The following is a 21,730-nucleotide window of genomic DNA, read 5'->3' as shown; positions in this document are numbered from 1 at the left end:
TCAAAATCCTTGATTTGTTAGGGGTGTCTTCATATCTTTTACCATCAATTCAATGTTGTGATTTTCTCCCCAGGTATTGATCGTTGGCGAAAAAGCTAAATCGCATACTTTGGCTTCGACTAATTCGTCCAAACGTTCTCCTTGGCCAAAAAAAACAGCTTTAAATGTCGTATCGTTTTGTCGTACATAAAAAATCAGATGTTCGCCTTTCCCCCCTGCTCTTGTAGGACGAGGGTTCATTACGACTTCCACACCAAACGCGATCAATACCGGTGGTGGATTTTTTTCTCCCAAAGGAGACATACGACGAATATTTCCCGCAAATTCCCAGTCAATTTTGTCGAATGTAATCTCTAGATCTACTTTAATGGAGGGAATAAAGTGCTCTGGTGTAAGTATTTCTTCGGCAAATTCATTCATTTTACGACGAAAGGCGGAAATCTTGTCCGCTTCGATTTTGAACCCCGCTGCCATACTATGCCCACCAAATGCAACAAGTAGTTCTTCACAATGTTTTAAAGCTTGGAACAAATTAAAGCCAGGAATAGAACGCGCCGATGACTTACCAAAGCCATTTTCAACTCCGATAATACAAACCGGACGATAGTACTTTTCGACTATGCGACTTGCAACAATACCAATAATTCCTGGATGCCAACCTTCATCTGCCAAAATAATTACGTTTTGCTTGTGATACTCATAACGTTCCATCTGGGCTAGAGCTTGCTTGAAGATGCGCTGTTGTAGCTTGCGACGTTTTTGGTTTTCCACTTCCATACTGCGTGCTAGTTTTTGCGCTGTAGTAATATTTTTTGTTGTCAAGAGCTCTACGGAATAACGAGAGTGTTCCATTCGTCCCATAGCGTTAATTCTCGGTCCTAAGCGAAACCCTACATGCTCAGGTGTAATGGGACTTGCTTGACTCAAATTAGAGACTTCCTTAAGTGCTTTTAAACCCACATTTTCAGAGCGCTCTAATGCCATGAGGCCAAAATGTGTTACAACGCGATTTTCTTCAAGAAGTGGAACCACATCTGCCACAGTTCCAATGGCAACTAAGGCCATGGCGTCTAATAAAAACTTTTGTAGTTCTGGAAGTACTTTTTTATCTTTATTTTCAGGAGAGAAGGCCTGGCACAACGCCCAAGAAAGTTTAAAAGCAACACTTGCTCCACAAATCCCTTTAAATGGATAGTTCCCACGCTGGTCTTTTGGATTTACAATGGCGTACGCTTGCGGTAAATTTTCTGGATCAACTTCGTGGTGATCTGTCACGATGATATCAAGGTTGCGCTCTTTTGCATATGCCGTAGATTTAAATCCTCTAATTCCACAGTCAACGGTAATGACCAAACTTGCTTTTTCATCTATAATGTGCTGCACAGCATCAATATTTAATCCATATCCTTCTTTTAGGCGATGCGGTATATAGAAAAATGCATTCGCTCCTAAAACTTTCAAGCATTCATAAATAACAGATGTACCGGTAACACCATCAACATCGTAATCACCATATACATATATTTTCTCTTTGTCCTCGATAGCTTTTTTTATACGCGAAACGGCTTTATCCATGTCATATAACAAATGCGGATCGTGCATATTTTTTAGTTTAGGATTTAAATAATCGTTGAATTGCTCCAAAGTTATAATGTCTCTATTCACCAGTATTGTCGCAAATAATTCATCAATTTGAGCTTCATGAGCAAGATTTTTTATTGCCTCTTCATCTCTTTCTTTCTGTAACCAACGCGTTTCCAAGGTATCTCCTAACAAAAAATAATGGTAAAACAATGCCCGTTTTTATTATACTATAATGTATGTGTGTTTTCACAATGCTTTGGTTGGACAATTTTTTGTGGAATAAAAACGCAGTATACACCCACTCTTATAGTATATAATCGAAATCTTCACATAATTATACATGGATTTAGTAATGTTTTCTTGCTCTTTTCACATTTCTTAACAGCAAGAATCAAAAGTAGTCTCAATATTTTGTGCATAAAAAACCTAAGAGACTCTCAGCAAACCTTATTTTATATAAGAATGCTCAAACTAGCGATTAAAATAACACAAAAATGCTTCAATAAATAAGTCGCAGGCAGAAAATTTATTCCTAGCATACAAACTCAAAAATTTTTCTTTATTGTCCTAAATTTTTGAACTAAGTGCAAGCAGTGATTATCCACTGTGTAATAATTCTGCGAAAAATATTTACATAATTTGTTAAAAGTAGTAAACTACGTATAAGTAGAAGTCATATATTTATTTAAATAACATGAGGAGGCTGGCAAATCTAAAACCATTTAGAAGCCGGAGCGTCTATGAGACTAAAGAGAATTCTTTTATATGCATTTGCCTGCATATCTATAACAGGTTGTTATAAACCGTTTATGGAAGTTGGCGGTGGTTATGCACGTTTTAATCTAGACGATGACATCGTATCCGTACAAGATATTAATGGAGAACTTGTAGAAACCAAAGTGAATAATATAGACTCCTTCATTGTAAAAGTACGTACTGGAGGAAGTATCATAGAAGCTCTTCCTGAATTCCGTACTGGTATTGAATTTAGGGGTGCACTTGGTGGAGACATAGATGTCGAGGATGCGGCCACTGGTGACGAGGCATTTTCAGATTTTGTCCTTTTGATGTTAGGTGGCGGTCCTTTTGTGAGTTGGAAACAACCTCTTGGAGACATGTTCTTTGTTGAAGCAGGAGCCTTTGCATCGGGTCATACCGCAGGTGTCCACGAATCGGGACAAATAATAAATGATGATGTTGTAAATGAAGATGATGTCGGAGCTCTTGGATGGAGCGCTGGGGTATTCGGAAAAATAGGTATACTTCCTAGTGGAGACTACCCTGTGGGCTTCTCCCTTGAAGCATCTTACGAAAAAGGTGAATGGGTTTTCGAAGATGAAATCGGCGGCGAAGATACGTTTGGTGTCGATGGGTATTCCGTTCTACTTTCTTCAGAGATTGAATTTTAGGAGGCCCCCCGATGTTTGCACTCAAGAAAAACCTTATAAACAAAACAATAGTTCTTTGTTTTGCTATCTTACTATGTAGCTGTGCTAATACGGCAACACAGCGTGAAGTCATTAAGCAACCCCGAGTAGAAACAAAGGATATGGTAAACTCGTTGGTTGTAAAAAGAGCCTTACAAGATGATGTTTCTTCAGAGATGTATAAAATACAACTTATGAAGGAAGTCTCTTATACAAAATTTACCCGTAGTGATACCAAAATAGTTGAAAAACGTTACCCTTTTTCTGTCGCACGTAAAGTGGATGAATTTATCATTGGTGCTATTACCGTACCTTTCACACCTTTAGCCATTGTAGGGGGTGTGATCAATGGAGACCCAGACCTAGCGATTTATCCCGTCTCTATGGTTTGGCCTTTCAGAAATTTCCGCCCAGAAAAAGCTGGTCTGTTGTCCGGACCTGTAACTCCAGAAGTTACCACAAATGTCATCCCTGGAGCCTGGAGAAAAGAAGGAACAAAACGTGATGTTGCGATTGTAAGAGGCGGTAAACTAAAAATTATCACCAACGGAAAAATAGCAGACTTTCACACGACAAAAAATGGTATTATCATCATCAACCTAAGCAAGTTACCTGGTGTTTATGATAGCAATAGCAGTGTTGATTTACGCATTACGCACAATGGACAAAGTGTTGGTCACACAATTAGTGCGCAAAGACTTGTCGTCGTTCGTAACAACGTACAACCTGATTCTTCACAACCAAGTCTTCCTGGAAACGAAATACCTGATTTAACTCAAGACCTATCTGAAAAAGAAACAGTCGCTCAGGTAAAAAAACCAGTAGAAGAAAAGCAAGTTGTGGAAAATACTGTTGATCCAACAGACTTAAACGCAACTCCAGGGGATCAAGTAGTTCCTGCCAAAAAACCAACAGAACTCATTCCGTCCCCTACAAACCAGTATCCAGGTATGGATAGAGCCCTTTTATACAAAGGACTTACTCATGGTTATTGGATCAAGAAGCAAGATGGTTTCCCGATTATGGGAGTACCAAACAAACCAGGAGTTGTCGCTTATGCAACAGAAAATATGCAACAACCAAATGGCAATGTATTAGCAATTATGAAAGAGTACTATGTTTTTGCATTTTCATTTGCGAAAGACAATGCCAATGTTGCGGTAAAAGTCGGAACTAGTCCGTTTGAAAACAATGCACACGGCTGGATTAATGCCAAAGATTTATTTTTATGGAATACTTTGTATCGTGTAAGAGCCACAAAATCATTTGCGATTTATCGCTCACATGATGATTGCCTACAAGGAAGTAACAATGTATTTACATTTAAAATGGATCAAGGAAATGCCGACACCTATTTTCCTGTTTTAGAGAAAAAAGGATCTGTTTGGTGCATCGCTTACCCTGATCAAAATGGCCATTTACAACATGGTTGGGTTCAGTGGTTATCAGAAACTGGTTTAGAAGTTGAAGTGCGTGCAATGAAGCACAAGATAGATATGGCGATCAACTACCTTGCCAAGCGTATTATCATCAACGCAGAGGATTTAGAAAAGCAATACACAATGGAACTTCGCGGCCCATTGTATTTGTTGAAACCAAAAGAAGAAATGAAAATGTCTTCTTTTAAACGCGAAAAAGAATCTTCAAAGATAACAAAGGCACGGCAAATAGAAGCTCCTGCGGACGAAGCGGAATTCCAAGAATTCCATCGTCAAGTACAAGAGCTCGGAAAAATACTTACGGAAAAAGAAGTTTGGCAAACAGATGACGATGTCATCTATGTTCCTGCTGAACGCGACTAAGTACCTAAACGTAATTATTACTAAAACAGATTTCCTCTACTATAAGTAAGGAAATCTGTTTAGCCGTATACCTCGAGGGGCAAAGGCATATAGCTTTTGCCCTTGTTTTTTGAGGATGTAAAAATTGAAAATATTTGTTGCTGGTGCTGGTGGTTTTATTGGAAGTAACATAATTGATAAACTAGCGCAAAATCATGAAGTCATCGCTTTAACACGCCAAAAAATTCACTTTCCCCAAGGGAAAAATCTCGTTAGCGATCTTGTCAAAAAAGATGATTGGAAATCAGAGTTAGCGTCGAGTGACGTTATCATTAACCTTTGCGGAAACGATATTGCACGCAAATGGACAAACTCCATCAAACGCCAATTGCAGGATGCTCGTTTAAAAACCACAAAAGCAATTGTTGAAAATATGGATAGCCATCAATGTTTAATTAACGCTTCCGCGGTAGGCTACTATGGATATGCTCTTAATAAAACATTCGATGAGCAAAGCGCAAACGGTAGAGATTTTTTAGCGCAACTTGCGAAAAATTGGGAAGATCAAGCGCAACTTGCCACTAAAAAAAATTGTCGCGTTGTCATTATGCGTTTAGGGGTTACTATTGGCAATGGCGGTGCGATAAAAAACATGATTGGGCAAAAATTTCTCGGTGGACGTATTGGAAGTGGTCAACAGTATTTTTCATGGATTCACATCGCCGATGTTCTTCATTTTATTCAACAAGCGATGAGTGACAGTTCTTACCATGGAGTGTACAATGTGTGTAGTCCTAATCCAGTTACTTACAACGACTTTAATAAAACACTCAGCTCATTGTTACCGCGAATAGCAACTGTAAAAGTTCCCAACATATTGCTAAAAATTACTTTGGGAGAATTTGCCGAAACCATTCTCCAAGGACAGAAAGTATTACCAAAAAGATTAGAAGAAAAAGAGTTTACATTCTCATATCCAGACTTAAAGTCGGCACTGCAAGAAGTCTTGAGCAAAATGTAGACCTATGAAACAGAATTTGAGACAAAAGAAAGGTGATGGCATTGATAAAAAGTATTTGTGTTTACTGTGGCTCGCGCGAAGGTAACTTATTGCAATACCAAATGGCGGCGATTGCTTTGGGAAAATTGCTTGCGCAAAATGACATCACCTTGGTATATGGAGGTGGCCATGTAGGCTTGATGGGAATACTTGCTGATTCCGTCCTACAAAACAATGGTAAGGTGATTGGTGTGATCCCTAAAGCTTTATACGAAAAAGAACTAGCCCATCTTGAGATTACCGAACTGCTAATTGTTGACAATATGCATCAGCGCAAACAAAAAATGGCCGATTTGTCCGATGCGTTCATAGCTCTTCCAGGTGGCATCGGCACTTTAGAAGAACTTATGGAAATTTTGACTTGGACACAATTGGGTTTCCATAAAAAACCCATCGCGGTACTCAATGTCGCCAATTATTATGACTTATTACTACAATTTTTCGAATTCATGATAGAACAGAAATTTTTACCACGTGAAAATTTTCGACTTAGTGTTGGCGAATCTCCCCAAGATGTACTACAGCAAATACAACAAGCAACGAAATGAGTAATATCGATAAAACTTTTTTCGAAGAATGTGAAGTTCTCCAGGTAGGAGATGAATTTGGAAAGTACACTGTTCTCAACGAAATTGACCGCGGCGGTATGGGAATTGTGTACAAATGTCAAGAACGACAATCAAAACGCACTGTTGCCATAAAATTTCTTCTACAGGGTGCTAAAAACCTCATCGCTGAAAAAAGATTTTTACGCGAAACTAAAATCATGGGTGAACTACGTCACCCCAACATAGTAACCGTTTATGCTGCTGGTAACTACAATGGGCACTTATACTTGGTGATGGAGTACTTAGAGGGTACTACCTTAGATAAATTTCCCATACACCAACTTCCCCAACTGCAACGCATTCAACTCATCAAAAAAATAGCCCTTGCTTTATACTACACACATAAAAACGGTATTGTACACCGCGATATAAAACCGTCAAATATTTTTATTGATCAGCACAACAATCCCAAAATCATGGACTTTGGCCTAGCAAAAAATATTAAATTAACAGAAGAACAACTTACGCAAACTGGTGAAATACTAGGGACTCCACGCTACATGTCACCCGAACAGGTAAAAGGTTCTCGCTTAAACGCACAAACAGATATCTACTCTCTAGGTAGTATTCTTTTCGAAATTATCAGTGGCGAGCCGATGGTTTTAGGTGATGATATGCTCGAAGTTCTATATAACTTACGTTTACAACAACAGCGCTATCTTGGCGATGTTTGTAATGTTCCCAAAACACTAGATGATATTTGCCGCAAAGCCACAAACCATCGCCACAAAAGATATCGTACGATGATGTCTTTTGTCAACGATTTAGAAATGCATATACAAAATCGTAAATTATCCTCGCATTCCCCCAGGTATAAAAAAGTAGCCTTTTTTTTATTGGCGCTTTTTATTGGTGGTTTGGCCGTTTATCAACCGCTGTTCTCCCCCAAAAAAAATACCTCATTGAAACTTTTTACCTTCGAAGATCATGTGCGCTCCATTCAAAACTCACTCTCGCACCGCAAGTACCACACAGCACTACATTTACTCCAAAATACGCAAAAGCAATTCCCCAAAAAAAATTTAAACATTTTGCAAGTGCGAATTTTGCTGGGCTTAAAGCAATACACAAGGTTCCACCAACAGTACAGTTTTGACGATATAAAAAACCACCCGCAGTGCCTAGTCGCTTTAGCGGAAATGTACCATGATTTAGAACAGCCTGAAAATGTCGCCAAAGTACTCAAAGAAATAAAACCGAGTAATGAGCTGTACATTGCAAATATAACCATCAACGATATACTTTGCTATCTGTCTGGTTATGTAGCCTTCACACAAAAAAATGATACCGATAGCCACAAATATTTCAATAAAATTTCCAATAGAAAAGCTTTTTTACAAGAATACCCCATGTACTACTACTATTTAGGCGTCATATCCTACAGAAATGGAAATATTTACAAAGCTTTTATTTCACTAAAAAAAGCATATGATTTGGAAAATAACAGTATTATCTTACGGGCAATGATGGAATGCATACTAGATAGTATCTACACAAAAAAATCGCAACAACGAAGATGGCAAAGGATTTACAATCGTTTTATTGCAACACTCAACACCGTCAATAAACGCGAGCCGAACATCGCCCATGTTCATCATTGTTTAGCCCGTATGCACTATATAATAGGCAACAAAAGTCTTTCTCTACAACATATCGTACACGCCATCGAAAAAGGTGAAAGATCGTTACCGGCTTTTCAATTTTTCGCCAAGATTAGTAACGAACGATTAACAGATTACGAAGCGTTTATATACGTTCTACAAAAAAGCTTTCAAAATTATTCGCGAAGCACAATTCCTAAACTTTTTGCCGCAGAGGTAACGTATCATCGTAAAAAGTACGAACGCGAATACCACGGTTACTTCATGGCTCTGCAAAAATATGACAGTCAAACGACAAAAGAGTTACTCGAAAAAGCTCAAGGCTCTACAAAAGATGTTATCTTGCGTTCCTTACCTGCAAACTCCAAAGTACTCAAAGATATCTACAATAGATATCCACAGTTCATCTCAGAAGAAATAAAAGATCTTCACCAGCAAAAAATCATGAATATAAATCGTTACCGTGCTGCGTATTTATATACTCGAAGTAATGGCAAAATGTATGCGCAAGTACAAGAAAATGCCGATAGTATTTTTCGCAATATATTCTGTAACGACCAAGAAAATATAGTGATGCGTTATGCAGTGCTCCATACTCTACTAAAAACTTATCACTACGCACACCTCAAAAAACAACGCGCAAAAATCTTTGATCGTAGTGGTCAACTACTTATGGATTTAGTTTTGTATCGCTATGGTTTAACAAATTTTGACAGAACCAAAGCACAACGAGCCTGGAACTGGGTATGCCGCAACTCCTCTTTGCCGGAAAAAAAATTTCTCAAAAAATTATTAATTCAAGTACTCATCTATAAGAATAATCCCTGTCTAACTTCAAAAATTGAGCGCAGTTACAAAGAAACGTTAGAAGGCGTTATGCAGGCGAGTTATATCTACAACACAAAACAAGAACAGCGAGCATATCAGTTTTTAATTACCATCGCCAATAAACCAAATGAACGCCTGAGCGCCTATGCATATGATACACTTATAAAAAAAATTAACATAAAAGACCTACACCAACACTCACTATTACTTCTTGGCCTAAGTAAACCTCACTTGGCAAAGATAACATTGCGCACGATGATAAATAAAGGTATACCAACCGATCATCATGATCGTCTTCTTGCCGAAAAGCGCTTTAGTAGAGGTCTTTATGGCAATGATTTGCTCAAGGAAATTTTAGAAAAGTTTTTTCTTGAGACGCGAGACGGGGAACTCGTTCACTTGGCCATCAAGCTCTGGGCACAACTATTTATTGTAAACTCTGCCGACATACAACGCATATTACATAACGACAAAATTCCGCGTGTTGTTCGTACAATGAGCTATTTTCATTTTTTGAAAAACAATCCCAAAATTCGCTTTTTTCGCTTTATTTTTCATATACAACGTATCATGAAAAATCGCGTATTTAAAAAGAGATATAAATGGTTTTCTGAATTTCTCAATGGATCGAAAGAACACGACGTAAAGCAAACCATCAGTGCCTTAAAAGATCCACAGCTTAAATTAATGCTCTATCGCTGCATACAAATAGACTTACATCTACAAGAAATGTTGGATGAAATAGACATCAATACAGAGACCAATGCTCATTTAGCTGCTATTTACATTTTCAGCCCGGTGAATGAAACGATCCTTGATTTTCCGTTAAATGCTTTCTGTCAAGTTAACACCCAGAGCTTAGCAAAACTTCTACAAAATATCATTGCTGAAATATGTCGTAAGCAGCGTGTAGTTGTGCAAATGGAAAAGTTACACCGTGAAAAGTTACGCAACAAAATTTTACAAAAGATAAAGCTTTTTACTCATCTACACACCAAGTACAAGACACTTCATTGGACAAGTGAGATTTTATACTTACCCGAACAAGACAGTCGTAAACTTGTTTTACGTAAAAACAAATTTGGAAAGTTAAGAAAAAAGGCCTTAGCCCAAGGATTTTACCAAAGTCTACGCTCTATGTATTCTGATATACAAAACCAGGAAAGGGTACAATTACTTCTTAAGAGAAAAAGACAGCAAAGTTTTCCTCTGAGTGGTGATAGTTTTACACAAGACAACTATTCACAATATATCGACTTCTTACGCAGTGTTATTCGAGACAAAACCATCGGTTTAAAGGTCATCAAGCTTCTAAATTATGCCGTTTCACTAAATCCACAGCATACATATTTATATGAACGTGCTGTTATTCACCAAGCCATGAAAGAATACCCCGAAGCACTCCGTCTTCTACAAAAAGCACTAAAATTACAGCCGCGTAACACGCGCTATTCCATAGAGAAGATAGAAACGCAAATACTCGCAGGAGAAAAAGTCGATTATCGCGAACTAGAGACGCTTTCGCAAACCACAAATCGCATTTTCCTGCAACGCATTGCCAAAATATACGAACGTGCATCTATGGTGACAAAAGCGCAACAAATTTATCAGAAATTGTACTTTGAAGATCCCTACGATATACAGTCTCTGCAAAAAATAGTAGATTCTTCCTCTAACAATGTTGATATTGGCGAAGATTGGCAGAGAGCACTGCGTAGTCTTAAGGAAAACATTACACAGCAACGACTACCAATCGAGGTGAAAAAATAATGCGTCCACAAGACAACCTATTTATCAAGTTATCGCAACATATGAAATTGATAACACAAGATCAAATACAAGAATATTTAGAACATCCACAACAATATAACGCACAACCAATATCGCAATTTTTTCGCGACAAGGGATATATATCCCCATCGGACTTACAAAAACTTCAGCAGCATATTGCTCAAAGTACTCTTAAAAAGCGCTACGTAATATTCGGCGAGATTGGTCAGGGAGGCATGGGAACTGTTTACAAAGCCTTTGATTTACTTTTAAACAAGCAAGTCGCCATAAAAAAACTGGCAAGGCCCGGCCAAGAAAACCTAGAACGTTTTGTTCGCGAAATTCGTTCCGTGGCCAAACTTCACCATCCCAACATTATCAAAATGTATGATGTCATCAACGAACATGGCTTTTATTTTTTCTCCATGGATCTCGTTGTGGGTCACACTCTAGCACAAATTTTAGAAGAAGATCTTCCCCAAGAACAAATGATCGACATATTTATCAAAATAGGCGATGCCGTACACTATGCGCATCGCCATGGCATTATCCATCGCGATTTAAAACCAGAAAATATCATGCTCAACAATGATTTGCAACCGATCATCATGGATTTTGGATTGGCAAAAGAAGTAAAAAACGCGGAAAAGATATCTGCAAGCGGTGCGATTATCGGTACTCCAAGCTATATGTCGCCAGAACAAGCCAACGCCAGCAACGACCTTGTCGATGAGCGAAGTGACGTTTACTCATTAGGTGTTATGCTCTACGAAGTGTTAACAAAACATTTGCCATTTAGCGCGCCACAACTCGCCCACCTTTTTATACAAATTTGTTCCAAAGACCCAGCAATTCCTTCAACACTAAATCCATCATTGCCTTCGGAACTCGACAGGATATGTCTAAAAGCTTTAGAAAAGGAACGCGAAAAGCGCTACCAAAGTGTTGCCGACTTTGTCGATGATCTAATGCGCTTTAAACAGGGAAAAGACGTTCGTGCTCATATGCCCAAAAAGTGGACGCGTATCGTTCGCAAAATAAAAAGGGATAAAGCAACACGAGTGTCTCTAATAGCCGTTGTCGTTACGATTGTGTTCCTATCTACAGCAATAACAGTTTGGAGCTATTGGCAAAAGTCCCAGCAAACACAATCATTACTTTCCCAAGCAGCAAGCATATTCCACAACATTCCCGATTACGAAACACTACAAAAATACAAGAGTAAGACTTCAAAATATTCCTTACATGATGCTGTCGAAAAGTCGTTATACAAATACCGCAAAGCCCTCAGCATTCTACAACAAGTCCCTCAGCACAACGATCATACACTAGAATTGCTATTTACCATTGAAAAACAAATGGGACTCATTGCCATCTTGATCGAAAATTACATGTTGAGTGAGTTGTGCTTTGCGCATTGTAAAGAAATAGATTCGAAAAAATCCAAGGTGCTTTTCCAAATATTAGATAGTAAACGCAAAGAATTAAAAAATCAACGTATCAAAAACTTACAAACGATTATGGACAAAGCAAATGGTCAGTTAGCCCCTGGAATGATAGACGAATATATCACCACTATTTTAAAAATGCCTGAAACCTACATAGTGACAGATTTGCTTCGCTACGTATCGATGCCTAGTTCATCTAGCGTCCAAAAGAGAATTGCCGTCGAAGCTCTGGGAAAAATAGGAGATCGCACCACAAAATACCGTGATAAAGATGCCGTAGAGTGGCTTATCTTTATTCTAAAAAATACCAATGTAAAACAAGAAGAACAATTGGTGGAAACCATTATTTGGTCTCTTGGACGACTAAGGGACGCTCGCGCCAACGAAGTGGTTTACTGGGCACGGCGAATATTCGGGGGAAACAGTCCTCTTTATTGGCGTACAAAATTACCTTACAGCTGGATACCTATCGACAACACAAAAAAACCCAACACCATTGAAGCTCTTTTCATGCGTGGTGCCCAAAAAATGGACAACAAAAATTATGAAGGAGCCATTGTAGACTTCACCGCAGCCATCGCGATAGAGCCTAATCCACAACTGTTGCTTGCACGTGCATCGGCATATGAAGCAACACAAAAGTACGAAAACGCTCTTGCCGATTACTCGCAAATACTAACATCCTACCGCCACAAAAAAATATTTGCTGCAGATGTTTACAACAAGAGAGCCATTTTATTTACCAAACAAAAAAAATATGAGAACGCTCTCCGTGACTTCAATCGTTCCGTTGCCCTGAATCCACAAGAATCTTTATATTATAGCAACCGTGGTTTCTTCTTTTTCACTCACAAAAAGCTAGATTTAGCCCTAAAAGATTTCACAGAAGCCATTCGCCGCAACAAAAATAGCTTCACAGCACATAGTAATCGTTCTCGTGTATACTTCGCAAAATACATGTGGCACCATGCGATACATGATTTAAATCAAGTACTGCGAATTAACCCTCGGTGGGCGGGCGCATATGTTGATCGTGGTTATGCATATGAAAAAATAGGCAATACACAAAAAGCGGTTGAAAACTACTTCTTAGCGTTAAAAGAAAATCCGAACATGAAGGAGGCTTATAGTAATCTAGGGGAAGTCTATTACCGCCAAGGTAACATTAAAAAGGCTTTAGAAATGTATAGGAAAACTATTTCTATCGACAAAAACTTTGGCCCCGTGTATTACCAACTGGCGCGGATCTACGAAGATAAAAAAATGTGGAACAAAGCCATAGAGAATTACTCCACTGCTTTGCGCTCAAATCACATCAAAGATCCAGGGCTTATCCACAAAGAACGCGCTCTTGTTTATAAAAAATTACGTCTTTACCAACATGCGGTAAGCGACTGGAAAAAATATTTGCAAATAAACCCACAAAGCATTGATCGCGAAGAAATACAACAATATATCGACAAATATTCAAAATAGGAAATCAACTTTATGTTGCTAGATCCCTGCTTCTTTGGCACATACGTGTCAAGCAAAGAGTAAAAGCTTTTTAAAGGCTTACAAATCCGTGTCATTCCCGCGTAAGCGGGAAACCAGCAATATAAGTGGACTTGTCAACGCTAGATCCCTGCTTTTGCAGGGATGACACCATAAGGGGTTTATGTCTTAGCTTGACATATATGTGCTTTCGCAGGGATGATACCCGGAGGCATCGCTTAATCATCTACTTTTCTTGGTGTATGAGGAGAACTTAAGATGGGACGTTTTTCACCTTCTTCCTTGATTTCAAACCATCTAAATTTAGAAAGTTCCGAAAATTCAGAGGAGAGTCGTAAGGGAATAGCATTTTTCTCCCCAGTATTTGGCAAATTCCTTTTTTTTGCACTTTGACCAAGACCACGGTCTACCTGGGGGGTAGTTTCGACCTCGTTAATATATTGACGATGTGGAGGGCCTGTTCGAATATTAACGCGCTCAAATAAGGAGCTAAGAAAAGGTACATGTCTGTGGTTGTAATAATCGTACTTTTGATAGAAAGGATTACTAAACAAATCAGAACCGATAATTACAGGGCCTAGAGACCCTCCCCACCCTTGTTTGATTTTTTCGCGTTTTGTGCCATATTTATCCAATTTTCCTTCTGGCGAAAAATACAATACTGTCAAATCTTCAAAATACGCACCAAAGGCATAATCTGCTTTACCGCGCAAGCCATACTGTCCATACGAAAGACTGAATTTTTTTTCATCGCTATCATAGCTGGCGTAAACAAAGATAAATCCTTCTTGATAGGGGTACATACGCCATGGTGGTCCCAATAAACGCAGAACATCAGAGTAAAATAAGTCTTTTTTTTCTAAGCCATGGAGTGTTTCAACAATAGGCTTTCCTATACGTATAGAATTATGAGAGCAACAACATAGCATCGCACAAATGCACAAAAATAAGATTCGCATACACGCCTACTTTTCTACGTCTCGGGAAATACCATAACTTTGTAAAACGCCATCCTTAAAAACAAACATAGCGCGATCATACTGAATGTCGATATCCCAATAATTGTACACAAATAGGTATAGTGATCTATTTTTGAGTTTTTCCATCCAATAGTAATAAACAACATGGTCTTTGATGGTTTTGACGTCGGTTAATGCCGGAGGTCCAAAAATTTGAATAAGTTCCGCTTCGGTTGTTTGCTTTACTTTTACTTGGCTAATTGCGGACTGCCACTTATCCGAGCTACCAACGCGTCGCTCTCCAAAGGTACAACCTGAAATGAAAATAATCATCATCATAAAACATAATATTCGCATTTATTTTTTTCCTAAATTAAGTACTTGGGCAACGTACACAAACTAATATTCTACAACACTAGTTGTTGTTCGTTACAGATTCTACAATAAACATATCTCTTTTCAAAAGGCGTTTTGTAATTCCACTGTTCTCAAAGCCTAACCAGTAATTATTTGTTACTTGCACTGAGACTTTGTAAAACTTCTAAAGCATTAGAAAGCTTCATTCGACTCTCAGGTTTTTTTTCAATCATTTTACCAATCACATGTGATATTTTTCGAATCTTATTTTCGTCTTGTTCTTCGTATGGCACAATATCAACCAAGGGTGTTACATCTCCGGAGATTATATTTCTCGATATTTGAAAAGGTGTTTTGCCGTGAAAAGGGCCGGTTTTTTGCCATGTAAAGAGTTGATAAATAACAGCCCCCAAAGAAAAAACATCCGAAAACGTAAGAGGTTGCGAACTAAGTTGTTCGGGACTCATATAATCGTAAGTGCCTATAACGGCCGCTCCAGTTGTCACGATCTCAAAATCTGTCCGATATGGTTTGCTAATGCCAAAATCAACTAATATAGGCTTTAAATTGTCAATCAGTATATTCGCGGGCTTTATATCACGATGGATGATATCGTTTTTATTGACATAGTCAACTGTCGCAATAAGATCCATCATAATAGTCAATTTCTCATCAATACTTAAAAAATCTTTGTGTAAGCCAATCATCTTTTGTAAAGAGTCAGCCTTGATGTACTCCATCACCAAAAACGATTGTTCATCTTCCACGAATAAATCTCTTGCTTTGACTATATTTGGATGGTCGAGATTATGCAAAATTTTGTACTCGCGCTGCATACGACTTAAAAGTTTTAATTCGTCATCGTTTTGTGGAATTTGCGCCACTTTTATGACGACATTTTCATCTAAAAATACATCGTTTGCAAGATATACACTGCCCATTCCACCTTTTTCTAACAATTCTTTTATTTCATAACGACTTCTAAAAATACTACCTTTTTGTAAATTGGCCATGATGTCTCCATCTATTCCCACTGGTAAATCGATCCCGATTCTGATCGGGATCGAAAAGCATTAAGCGCAAATTATTTTGCTTATTTTTCGAAATGTAGACGCACCTACTGTTTTAAATACTTATCGAGAAATAAACGAATTGCCTTGAAACCCTTTATACGATTTTGTTTTTTGGCAAAGCCATGGCCTTCATCTGGGAATACAATATACTCAACCGGTACTCCTTTTTTCTTTACTGCCGCCACAATTTCATCGGACTCCACCTTTAACACACGAGGATCGTTTGCACCTTGCAGAACCAAAAGAGGACGCATAATTTTATCGGAGTGAAACAATGGTGAAATACTACGTAGATACTCTTCTTCGGTATGTGGATTTCCTAATTCGCGATACAAAGCTTCACGGTAGGCTTCCCACCACGCGGGAATACTTTTGAGTGTTCTTACCCAATTCGATACACCGAAAATATTGACACCAACTTGAAACTCTGTTGGACGAAAGGCCAGTGCTGCTAAGACCATATAACCACCATAACTACCACCAACAATCGCTATTTTTTTCGCGTCAACATAACCGGTATCTGCTAAAAATTTCTTTGCCGCAATACAGTCTCCCAAGTCACCTTTGCCATGATTGTGGTCGTCCAACTGAAAAAATGTTTTACCGTATCCTGAACTTCCACGGTTATTTACAGCAAGAACAGCATAGCCATGATTTGCAAGATACTGAATCAGCGCAGAGTAACGAATGCGAGATTGTCCTCCTGGTCCACCATGAACCCATACAATGGCAGGTACTTTGTTGGTTGCAGAGGCCTGATGAGGTTTATAAAGAATTGCAGGGACTTCTAAGTCATCGAAAGATTTGTAACGGATTACATTGCCATCGACAAGATGCTCAACATTGATTTGAGAGTTCATGGTGTTGGTTAACTGACGATATTTTCCCGTTGTAAAATTGTAGACATACAAATTATTAGGCGAACGAGAACTGTTGACATAAAAAGTCATCAGGTTCTCACTAGACGAAATATTTACGGAAGTAATATCCGCATGAGGCATTTCAGGTAATTTCAACCATTTTTTCGCAACAGTGTTGTATATTTTTACTTCGGTACGCGAATCGTTATTAATTCCTAAAACCATGTACTTTCCGCTATAAGAAAAGTAGGCATACATGATATCCCAGTTTGTCTGTTCAACGATAGAAGACTTCGTTGTTTTTAAGTCATAACTCATCAAATAAGAAAATTCACTATCACGGTCTGTCAGGTAGTATAATTTTGTATTGTCCACACTAAAAGTAACGGGAGAAAAATTAATATCGCCCTTGTGAGGGCTTAAATGATGTATTTTTTTTTCGTCACAGTTGTACAAATACATATCGCTATTGTTTCGCGTAATCACTTTGGCCAAAGCGATGTATTTCTTGTTATTGGAAATACCACTAGGGTAATATCCTCCTTCATTTTTGTACAACATTTTTGCCTCGAAAGTGTCGATATCCATTTCGTAGACATCCATATAACGAGGATCGCGTTTATTGCTGCCATAAAAAAAGCTTTTGCGGTCATGGCTCCAACCATAAAAACCTGAACGAACTTTTTCACCAGGAGTCAAATCGCGCGATTTGCCATCTTCATCCAATAAATAAATATGGTGAAGCTCATTTCCTCCCTGATCACTACGGTATAAAATTCTTTTATCTTTGGGAAAGAAAGAGAGTATATAAATGGATTCTTTTGTGGAATGTGTAATTTGGCGTGCTTTACCGTCTTTCACAGACATAACGTAAGCGTTATATACTCCAGAGGCGTCACTAGAAAAAAGTATTTCTTTTTCATCAGGCGAAAAAGAACTACCTGAGATGGAGGTTGTACTGAGAAATTGTTCGATGGTGTAACGTTCATGTTCACAGTATAGACTGGTAATGCAAAAAATCCATAGAAGCAGTAGTATTTTTTTCATTTGTTTTCCTTACATTTTTAGAGATGATTTTATCTTGGTAACATAACCCATGAGTATTCTAAAATGCAAGGAATATTTCGCTACATGCCGATTAACGTAATGCAAAAAATCACGTAAAATGAGATTATGATTTGCTATTTTCTACCATAATTTTTGTAAGTTCGCGTCGTAACTGCGCAACATCTTGGTATCTATTTTCTTTGTCTTTTGCGATGGCCTTCATACATATGTCTGACAACGATTTGGGTAACCGCGGGTTCTTTTCATATGCGGGAGTAGGGTCTTTCAAAATCGTTTGTGATATTATCTGAAATGTCGATTGCCCAGAAAAGGGAAATGTGCCTGTAAGCATCACATACAGTATAATTCCCAAAGCATAGATATCCGTGCGCTCGTCTAAATCATCAATATCCCCTTTAGCTTGTTCCGGAGACATGTAGCTTGCCGTTCCCATTACACAACCTTGGGTTGTTAAATATTCCCAGTCAGGTATGAACTTCGCCAAACCAAAATCAGTGACTTTTGGGTCACCATTTTCTAAGATCAGTATATTTTCTGGTTTTAAATCGCGATGAATACACTTTTTACTATGCGCGTGTTCTACGGCCTGACAAATCTTAACAAATACTTCGATAAGTTCGCGGTAAGAGTATTCCCCTTCCTCCAATATTTTAAAGAGCAGCCTCCCCTCAAGGAACTCCATGGTAAAAAAATAATTATTTTCAATACTGCCAAAGTCATAAACTTCGACAATGTAAGGATGCTGTAATTCTTTTGTTATCTTCGCCTCGCGTGTAAAACGAATTTGGTCTTTTTCCATATCCTCGGCTTGATGCATCAGAGTTTTCATCGCCACTTCTTTTTGTAAATGCTCATCCCAAACTTTATAAACTTTCCCCATACTACCTTTACCAATTAACTCAAAATTTTTGTACCGTTCCGTATCGGAGAAAATATGCTGATGATTTGTACTTGCGATGTCGAGTGCGTCTCCCTCTGTATGGCGCACGGTACTATTTGCAATACTTTGTAAAATTTCCAAAGCATCATCAAGTTGAATTCGATCTTCAGGTTTTTTCTCCATCATTTGCTGGAGGACATCCGAGACTTTTTGAATTTTGCAGTTATCTTCTTGTGGATGATCCAAAACATCCACTAAAGGTGCAATGTTACCAGATATTATATTTCTTGATATTTGAAATGGAGTCGTACCGTGAAAAGGTCCGTTTTTTTTCCAGGTAAAAAGTTGATAAAGTACTGCCCCCAAAGAGAATACATCGGAAAACGTCAGAGGTTGCATGTTAAGGTGTTCAGGACTCATGTAATCATAAGTTCCCATAACAGCGGCCCCCTTTGTCAATGTCTCAAAATCTGTACGATATGGTTTGCTAATACCGAAATCAACTAGCACAGGGTTTAAGTTGCTATCAATAAGAATATTACTTGGTTTTAGATCACGATGAATAATATCATGTTGATTGACATAGCTAACTGTTGCGAGAAGGTCTATCATAATTTTTACTTTTTGGTCAAACGTCAAAAAGTCATTCTGTGACACAATCACTTTTCTCAAAGAGCTCGCTTTAATATATTCCATAACAAGAAATGACTCATCCTCTTCCACGAAAAAATCTCTCGCTTTTACAATATTAGGATGATCGAGACTATGGAGAATCTTATACTCGCGCTGCATACGACTTAAAATTTGTAACTCATCTTCATCTTGTGGGATTTGAACTACTTTCACGACAACATCTTCCTCCCAAAATGTATCATTTGCGATATAGACACTGCTCATTCCACCTTCGTCAAGTAGTTCTTTTATTTCGTAACGATTTCTTAAGACACAACCGCAATCGTTTTGTAAATTCATCATAATATCTCCCGAATTTGATAAGTCCTTTATATTTATTTGGCTGTGATACAATATTGTGATTTTGGAGTAAAACTTTATTGTAAAGGTACTTAGCAAAAAACATACCACTTGGAGCTATACATTTAACAAATCCCGCCAATCGCGGAGAATTTAAATTTATGACTATCCATGACACAGGAGAAATAGTCTATGGTGACGACGAAGATTGGTCATCGTGACGTAATCACAACAAAATACGGTTACGATTACGATTACGGTTACGAATTACGATTACGGTTACGGTTACGGTCAGGGTCAGAGTCAGGGTCACGGTCAGAGTCAGAGTCAGGGTCAGGGTCAGGGTCAGGGTCAGAGTCAGAGTCAGGGTCACGGTCAGGGGCTTGTAACTGCACCTTATACTCGAACTTTACATCTTGACTCCTTAGAGGTATAATGGGAGCATGTTTCATTTTTTATTCAAAATTTTAAAAATAGGGGAGTACTATTTTATGAAGCAGTTCCTTTATTTTGCGATCGCTTTTGCAGTTGTTTGCAGTACATTTGCAGACGAAGTACTTACATCGCAAAGCGGTAACAATTATTCAGCTGATCGTCTTATTGTAAAGCTACAACCACAACAAACTATGCCACAAAGCAAGTTAATTAAGCGTGCGCAACATCTCTTCGCGCAAACTTATGTTGTGTATACGAATAATCTCCACGAGCTTGAAAAAGTTTTACAAAAAAACGACAGTGTTGTATACACCGAGCGTGATTTTCACAGTGAACGTGTGACTGAATTGGCGCGCGATGTGGCAACAGTTCGCGCTAGCGAAGATGCGGCTCCTTTCAATGATCCACGTGTAGGAAGCCTATGGAGTTTTGCCGATGCGGGAGATAATGGTATCTCTGTAAATAAAGTTTACCAAGAAAAATCGACAAAGCCACAGAAAGAAATCATCGTTGCGGTTGTAGATACAGGCGTTGATGTCAATCATGAAGATTTAAGCAATGTCATGTGGAAAAATCCAGGTGAAATTGTAGGAAATGGTATTGATGATGATAACAACGGCTACATTGACGATATTTATGGCATCAATACTTTAGTACGTGACAAAGATGGTAAAGCCACAGTTGATATATCTGATACCCACAGCCATGGAACACACGTTTCAGGAACTATTGCCGCACAACAAAACAATGGCAAAGGTGTTGCGGGAATAGCCTCGAAAGTAAAAATTATGGCAATTCGTACCGTTCCTAATTTTTCGGATGAGAAAGATGTGGATGTCATCGAAGCATTTATGTATGCGGCGAAAAACGGTGCAAAGATCATCAATTGTTCTTTTGGTAAATCGCACAACGAAGGTGGAAACTCTGTTGCCGAAGCTATTGATTTTATTGGCAAAGAATACGGTGTTTTAGTCGTTGCTGCGGCGGGTAATTCTTCGCAGAATATTGATATTCGTCCTACATACCCTGCGTCTTTCACTAGCGAAAATTTACTTGTTGTTGCTTCAACAACCAGCTGGGGAACCATGTCTTCTTTTTCGAACTACGGAAAAGTAGGTGTTGATATTGCTGCTCCAGGGTCTTCGATTTTATCTACTGTACCAAGAAATCGTTACTCTTCAAAATCAGGAACATCAATGGCATCTCCCACAGTAGCAGGTGTCGCAGCAGAAGTACTTGCCAATAACCCCAACCTTGATCCAGTTACATTGAAAAGTGTTTTGATGACGTCTGTAACAAAAGTATCGGCTTTCTCAAGTAAAATAGCCTCTGGAGGACGTATAGATCTTAAAAAAGCCCTCGTAGAAGCTAAGTCACTCAACAAATAATTTACAAAGTTATTGAGGTAAAATTACCTCAATAACTTTAATTTTTTTAATTTATCTGAAAATTTTATTTGCATTTTACTTTTTTTTTCGCTATATAATCACCTCAGAAATTGCGACGCTTAACTAAATCTATACGG

At 38.4% G+C, this 21,730-nt stretch carries 14 protein-coding genes; 7 read left to right on the top strand and 7 right to left on the bottom strand.

Annotated features, from left to right (window positions below):
• Positions 1–1,761: a single-stranded-DNA-specific exonuclease RecJ gene (gene recJ, locus UABAM_RS17820; protein WP_173013398.1), complete on the bottom strand. Its 1,761-nt coding sequence runs from the start codon at positions 1,759–1,761 to the stop codon at positions 1–3.
• Positions 1,762–2,324: 563 nt separating this feature from the next.
• On the opposite strand from recJ, the gene UABAM_RS17815 reads away from it, so the two are divergent.
• From UABAM_RS17815 to UABAM_RS17790, 6 genes are all read left to right on the top strand, one after another.
• Positions 2,325–2,993: a hypothetical protein gene (locus tag UABAM_RS17815; RefSeq protein WP_151969364.1), complete on the top strand. Its 669-nt coding sequence runs from the start codon at positions 2,325–2,327 to the stop codon at positions 2,991–2,993.
• Positions 2,994–3,004: 11 nt separating this feature from the next.
• Positions 3,005–4,813 (top strand): hypothetical protein, encoded by a 1,809-nt coding sequence (locus UABAM_RS17810; protein ID WP_151969363.1) that lies wholly within the window; start codon positions 3,005–3,007, stop codon positions 4,811–4,813.
• A gap of 124 nt (positions 4,814–4,937) precedes the next feature.
• The gene (locus tag UABAM_RS17805) at positions 4,938–5,813 is read left to right on the top strand and encodes a TIGR01777 family oxidoreductase (protein WP_151969362.1); all 876 of its coding nucleotides are present in this window, start codon (positions 4,938–4,940) and stop codon (positions 5,811–5,813) included.
• 44 nt (positions 5,814–5,857) lie between these two features.
• Positions 5,858–6,400 (top strand): LOG family protein, encoded by a 543-nt coding sequence (locus UABAM_RS17800; protein WP_152022024.1) that lies wholly within the window; start codon positions 5,858–5,860, stop codon positions 6,398–6,400.
• On the top strand, positions 6,397–10,659 hold the full coding sequence (locus UABAM_RS17795) for a serine/threonine protein kinase (protein ID WP_151969361.1): 4,263 nt from the start codon (positions 6,397–6,399) through the stop codon (positions 10,657–10,659). The genes UABAM_RS17800 and UABAM_RS17795 overlap by 4 nt, the downstream gene beginning before the upstream one ends.
• Complete coding sequence (locus tag UABAM_RS17790; protein ID WP_151969360.1) at positions 10,659–13,583, top strand: protein kinase domain-containing protein; 2,925 nt, start codon at positions 10,659–10,661, stop codon at positions 13,581–13,583. The genes UABAM_RS17795 and UABAM_RS17790 overlap by 1 nt, the downstream gene beginning before the upstream one ends.
• 236 nt (positions 13,584–13,819) lie before the next feature.
• Here UABAM_RS17790 and UABAM_RS17785 read toward each other — a convergent pair whose 3' ends face one another.
• The 6 genes from UABAM_RS17785 to UABAM_RS33470 form a co-directional block, all read right to left on the bottom strand.
• Positions 13,820–14,560, bottom strand: coding sequence for a hypothetical protein (locus tag UABAM_RS17785; RefSeq protein ID WP_151969359.1), 741 nt, complete (start codon positions 14,558–14,560; stop codon positions 13,820–13,822).
• Positions 14,561–14,566: 6 nt separating this feature from the next.
• Positions 14,567–14,917, bottom strand: a complete 351-nt coding sequence (locus tag UABAM_RS17780; protein ID WP_151969358.1) for a hypothetical protein — start codon at positions 14,915–14,917, stop codon at positions 14,567–14,569.
• 149 nt (positions 14,918–15,066) lie between these two features.
• Positions 15,067–15,930 (bottom strand): serine/threonine-protein kinase, encoded by an 864-nt coding sequence (locus tag UABAM_RS17775; RefSeq protein ID WP_151969357.1) that lies wholly within the window; start codon positions 15,928–15,930, stop codon positions 15,067–15,069.
• 104 nt (positions 15,931–16,034) lie between these two features.
• Positions 16,035–17,897 (bottom strand): alpha/beta hydrolase family protein, encoded by a 1,863-nt coding sequence (locus UABAM_RS17770; RefSeq protein WP_151969356.1) that lies wholly within the window; start codon positions 17,895–17,897, stop codon positions 16,035–16,037.
• A gap of 124 nt (positions 17,898–18,021) precedes the next feature.
• Positions 18,022–19,773 (bottom strand): protein kinase domain-containing protein, encoded by a 1,752-nt coding sequence (locus tag UABAM_RS17765; RefSeq protein WP_151969355.1) that lies wholly within the window; start codon positions 19,771–19,773, stop codon positions 18,022–18,024.
• Positions 19,774–20,030: 257 nt separating this feature from the next.
• On the bottom strand, positions 20,031–20,222 hold the full coding sequence (locus tag UABAM_RS33470; protein ID WP_173013397.1) for a hypothetical protein: 192 nt from the start codon (positions 20,220–20,222) through the stop codon (positions 20,031–20,033).
• Between the two features lie 39 nt (positions 20,223–20,261).
• Between UABAM_RS33470 and UABAM_RS17755 the strand changes: the two genes are divergently transcribed.
• Entirely contained in the window at positions 20,262–21,593 is a 1,332-nt protein-coding gene (locus UABAM_RS17755) for a S8 family peptidase (RefSeq protein ID WP_173013396.1), read from the top strand.
• Positions 21,594–21,730: the final 137 nt, after the last annotated feature.

This window comes from Candidatus Uabimicrobium amorphum, assembly GCF_009002475.1.
GTDB classification, from domain to species: domain Bacteria; phylum Planctomycetota; class Uabimicrobiia; order Uabimicrobiales; family Uabimicrobiaceae; genus Uabimicrobium; species Uabimicrobium amorphum.
The sequence above is the reverse complement of the archived record's forward strand: the minus strand, read 5'-3'. Positions and strand labels throughout refer to the sequence as shown.

What these genes read in the sequence shown, in the direction of transcription:
- UABAM_RS17790 (WP_151969360.1), top strand. Translation starts at nt 10,659, where the DNA reads ATGCGTCCACAAGACAACCTATTTATCAAGTTATCGCAACATATGAAA.
- UABAM_RS17775 (WP_151969357.1), bottom strand. Translation starts at nt 15,930, where the DNA reads ATGGCCAATTTACAAAAAGGTAGTATTTTTAGAAGTCGTTATGAAATA.
- UABAM_RS17765 (WP_151969355.1), bottom strand. Translation starts at nt 19,773, where the DNA reads ATGATGAATTTACAAAACGATTGCGGTTGTGTCTTAAGAAATCGTTAC.
- UABAM_RS17770 (WP_151969356.1), bottom strand. Translation starts at nt 17,897, where the DNA reads ATGAAAAAAATACTACTGCTTCTATGGATTTTTTGCATTACCAGTCTA.
- UABAM_RS17755 (WP_173013396.1), top strand. Translation starts at nt 20,262, where the DNA reads ATGAAGCAGTTCCTTTATTTTGCGATCGCTTTTGCAGTTGTTTGCAGT.
- UABAM_RS17795 (WP_151969361.1), top strand. Translation starts at nt 6,397, where the DNA reads ATGAGTAATATCGATAAAACTTTTTTCGAAGAATGTGAAGTTCTCCAG.
- UABAM_RS17780 (WP_151969358.1), bottom strand. Translation starts at nt 14,917, where the DNA reads ATGCGAATATTATGTTTTATGATGATGATTATTTTCATTTCAGGTTGT.
- UABAM_RS17810 (WP_151969363.1), top strand. Translation starts at nt 3,005, where the DNA reads ATGTTTGCACTCAAGAAAAACCTTATAAACAAAACAATAGTTCTTTGT.
- UABAM_RS33470 (WP_173013397.1), bottom strand. Translation starts at nt 20,222, where the DNA reads ATGAAACATGCTCCCATTATACCTCTAAGGAGTCAAGATGTAAAGTTC.
- UABAM_RS17785 (WP_151969359.1), bottom strand. Translation starts at nt 14,560, where the DNA reads ATGCGAATCTTATTTTTGTGCATTTGTGCGATGCTATGTTGTTGCTCT.
- UABAM_RS17815 (WP_151969364.1), top strand. Translation starts at nt 2,325, where the DNA reads ATGAGACTAAAGAGAATTCTTTTATATGCATTTGCCTGCATATCTATA.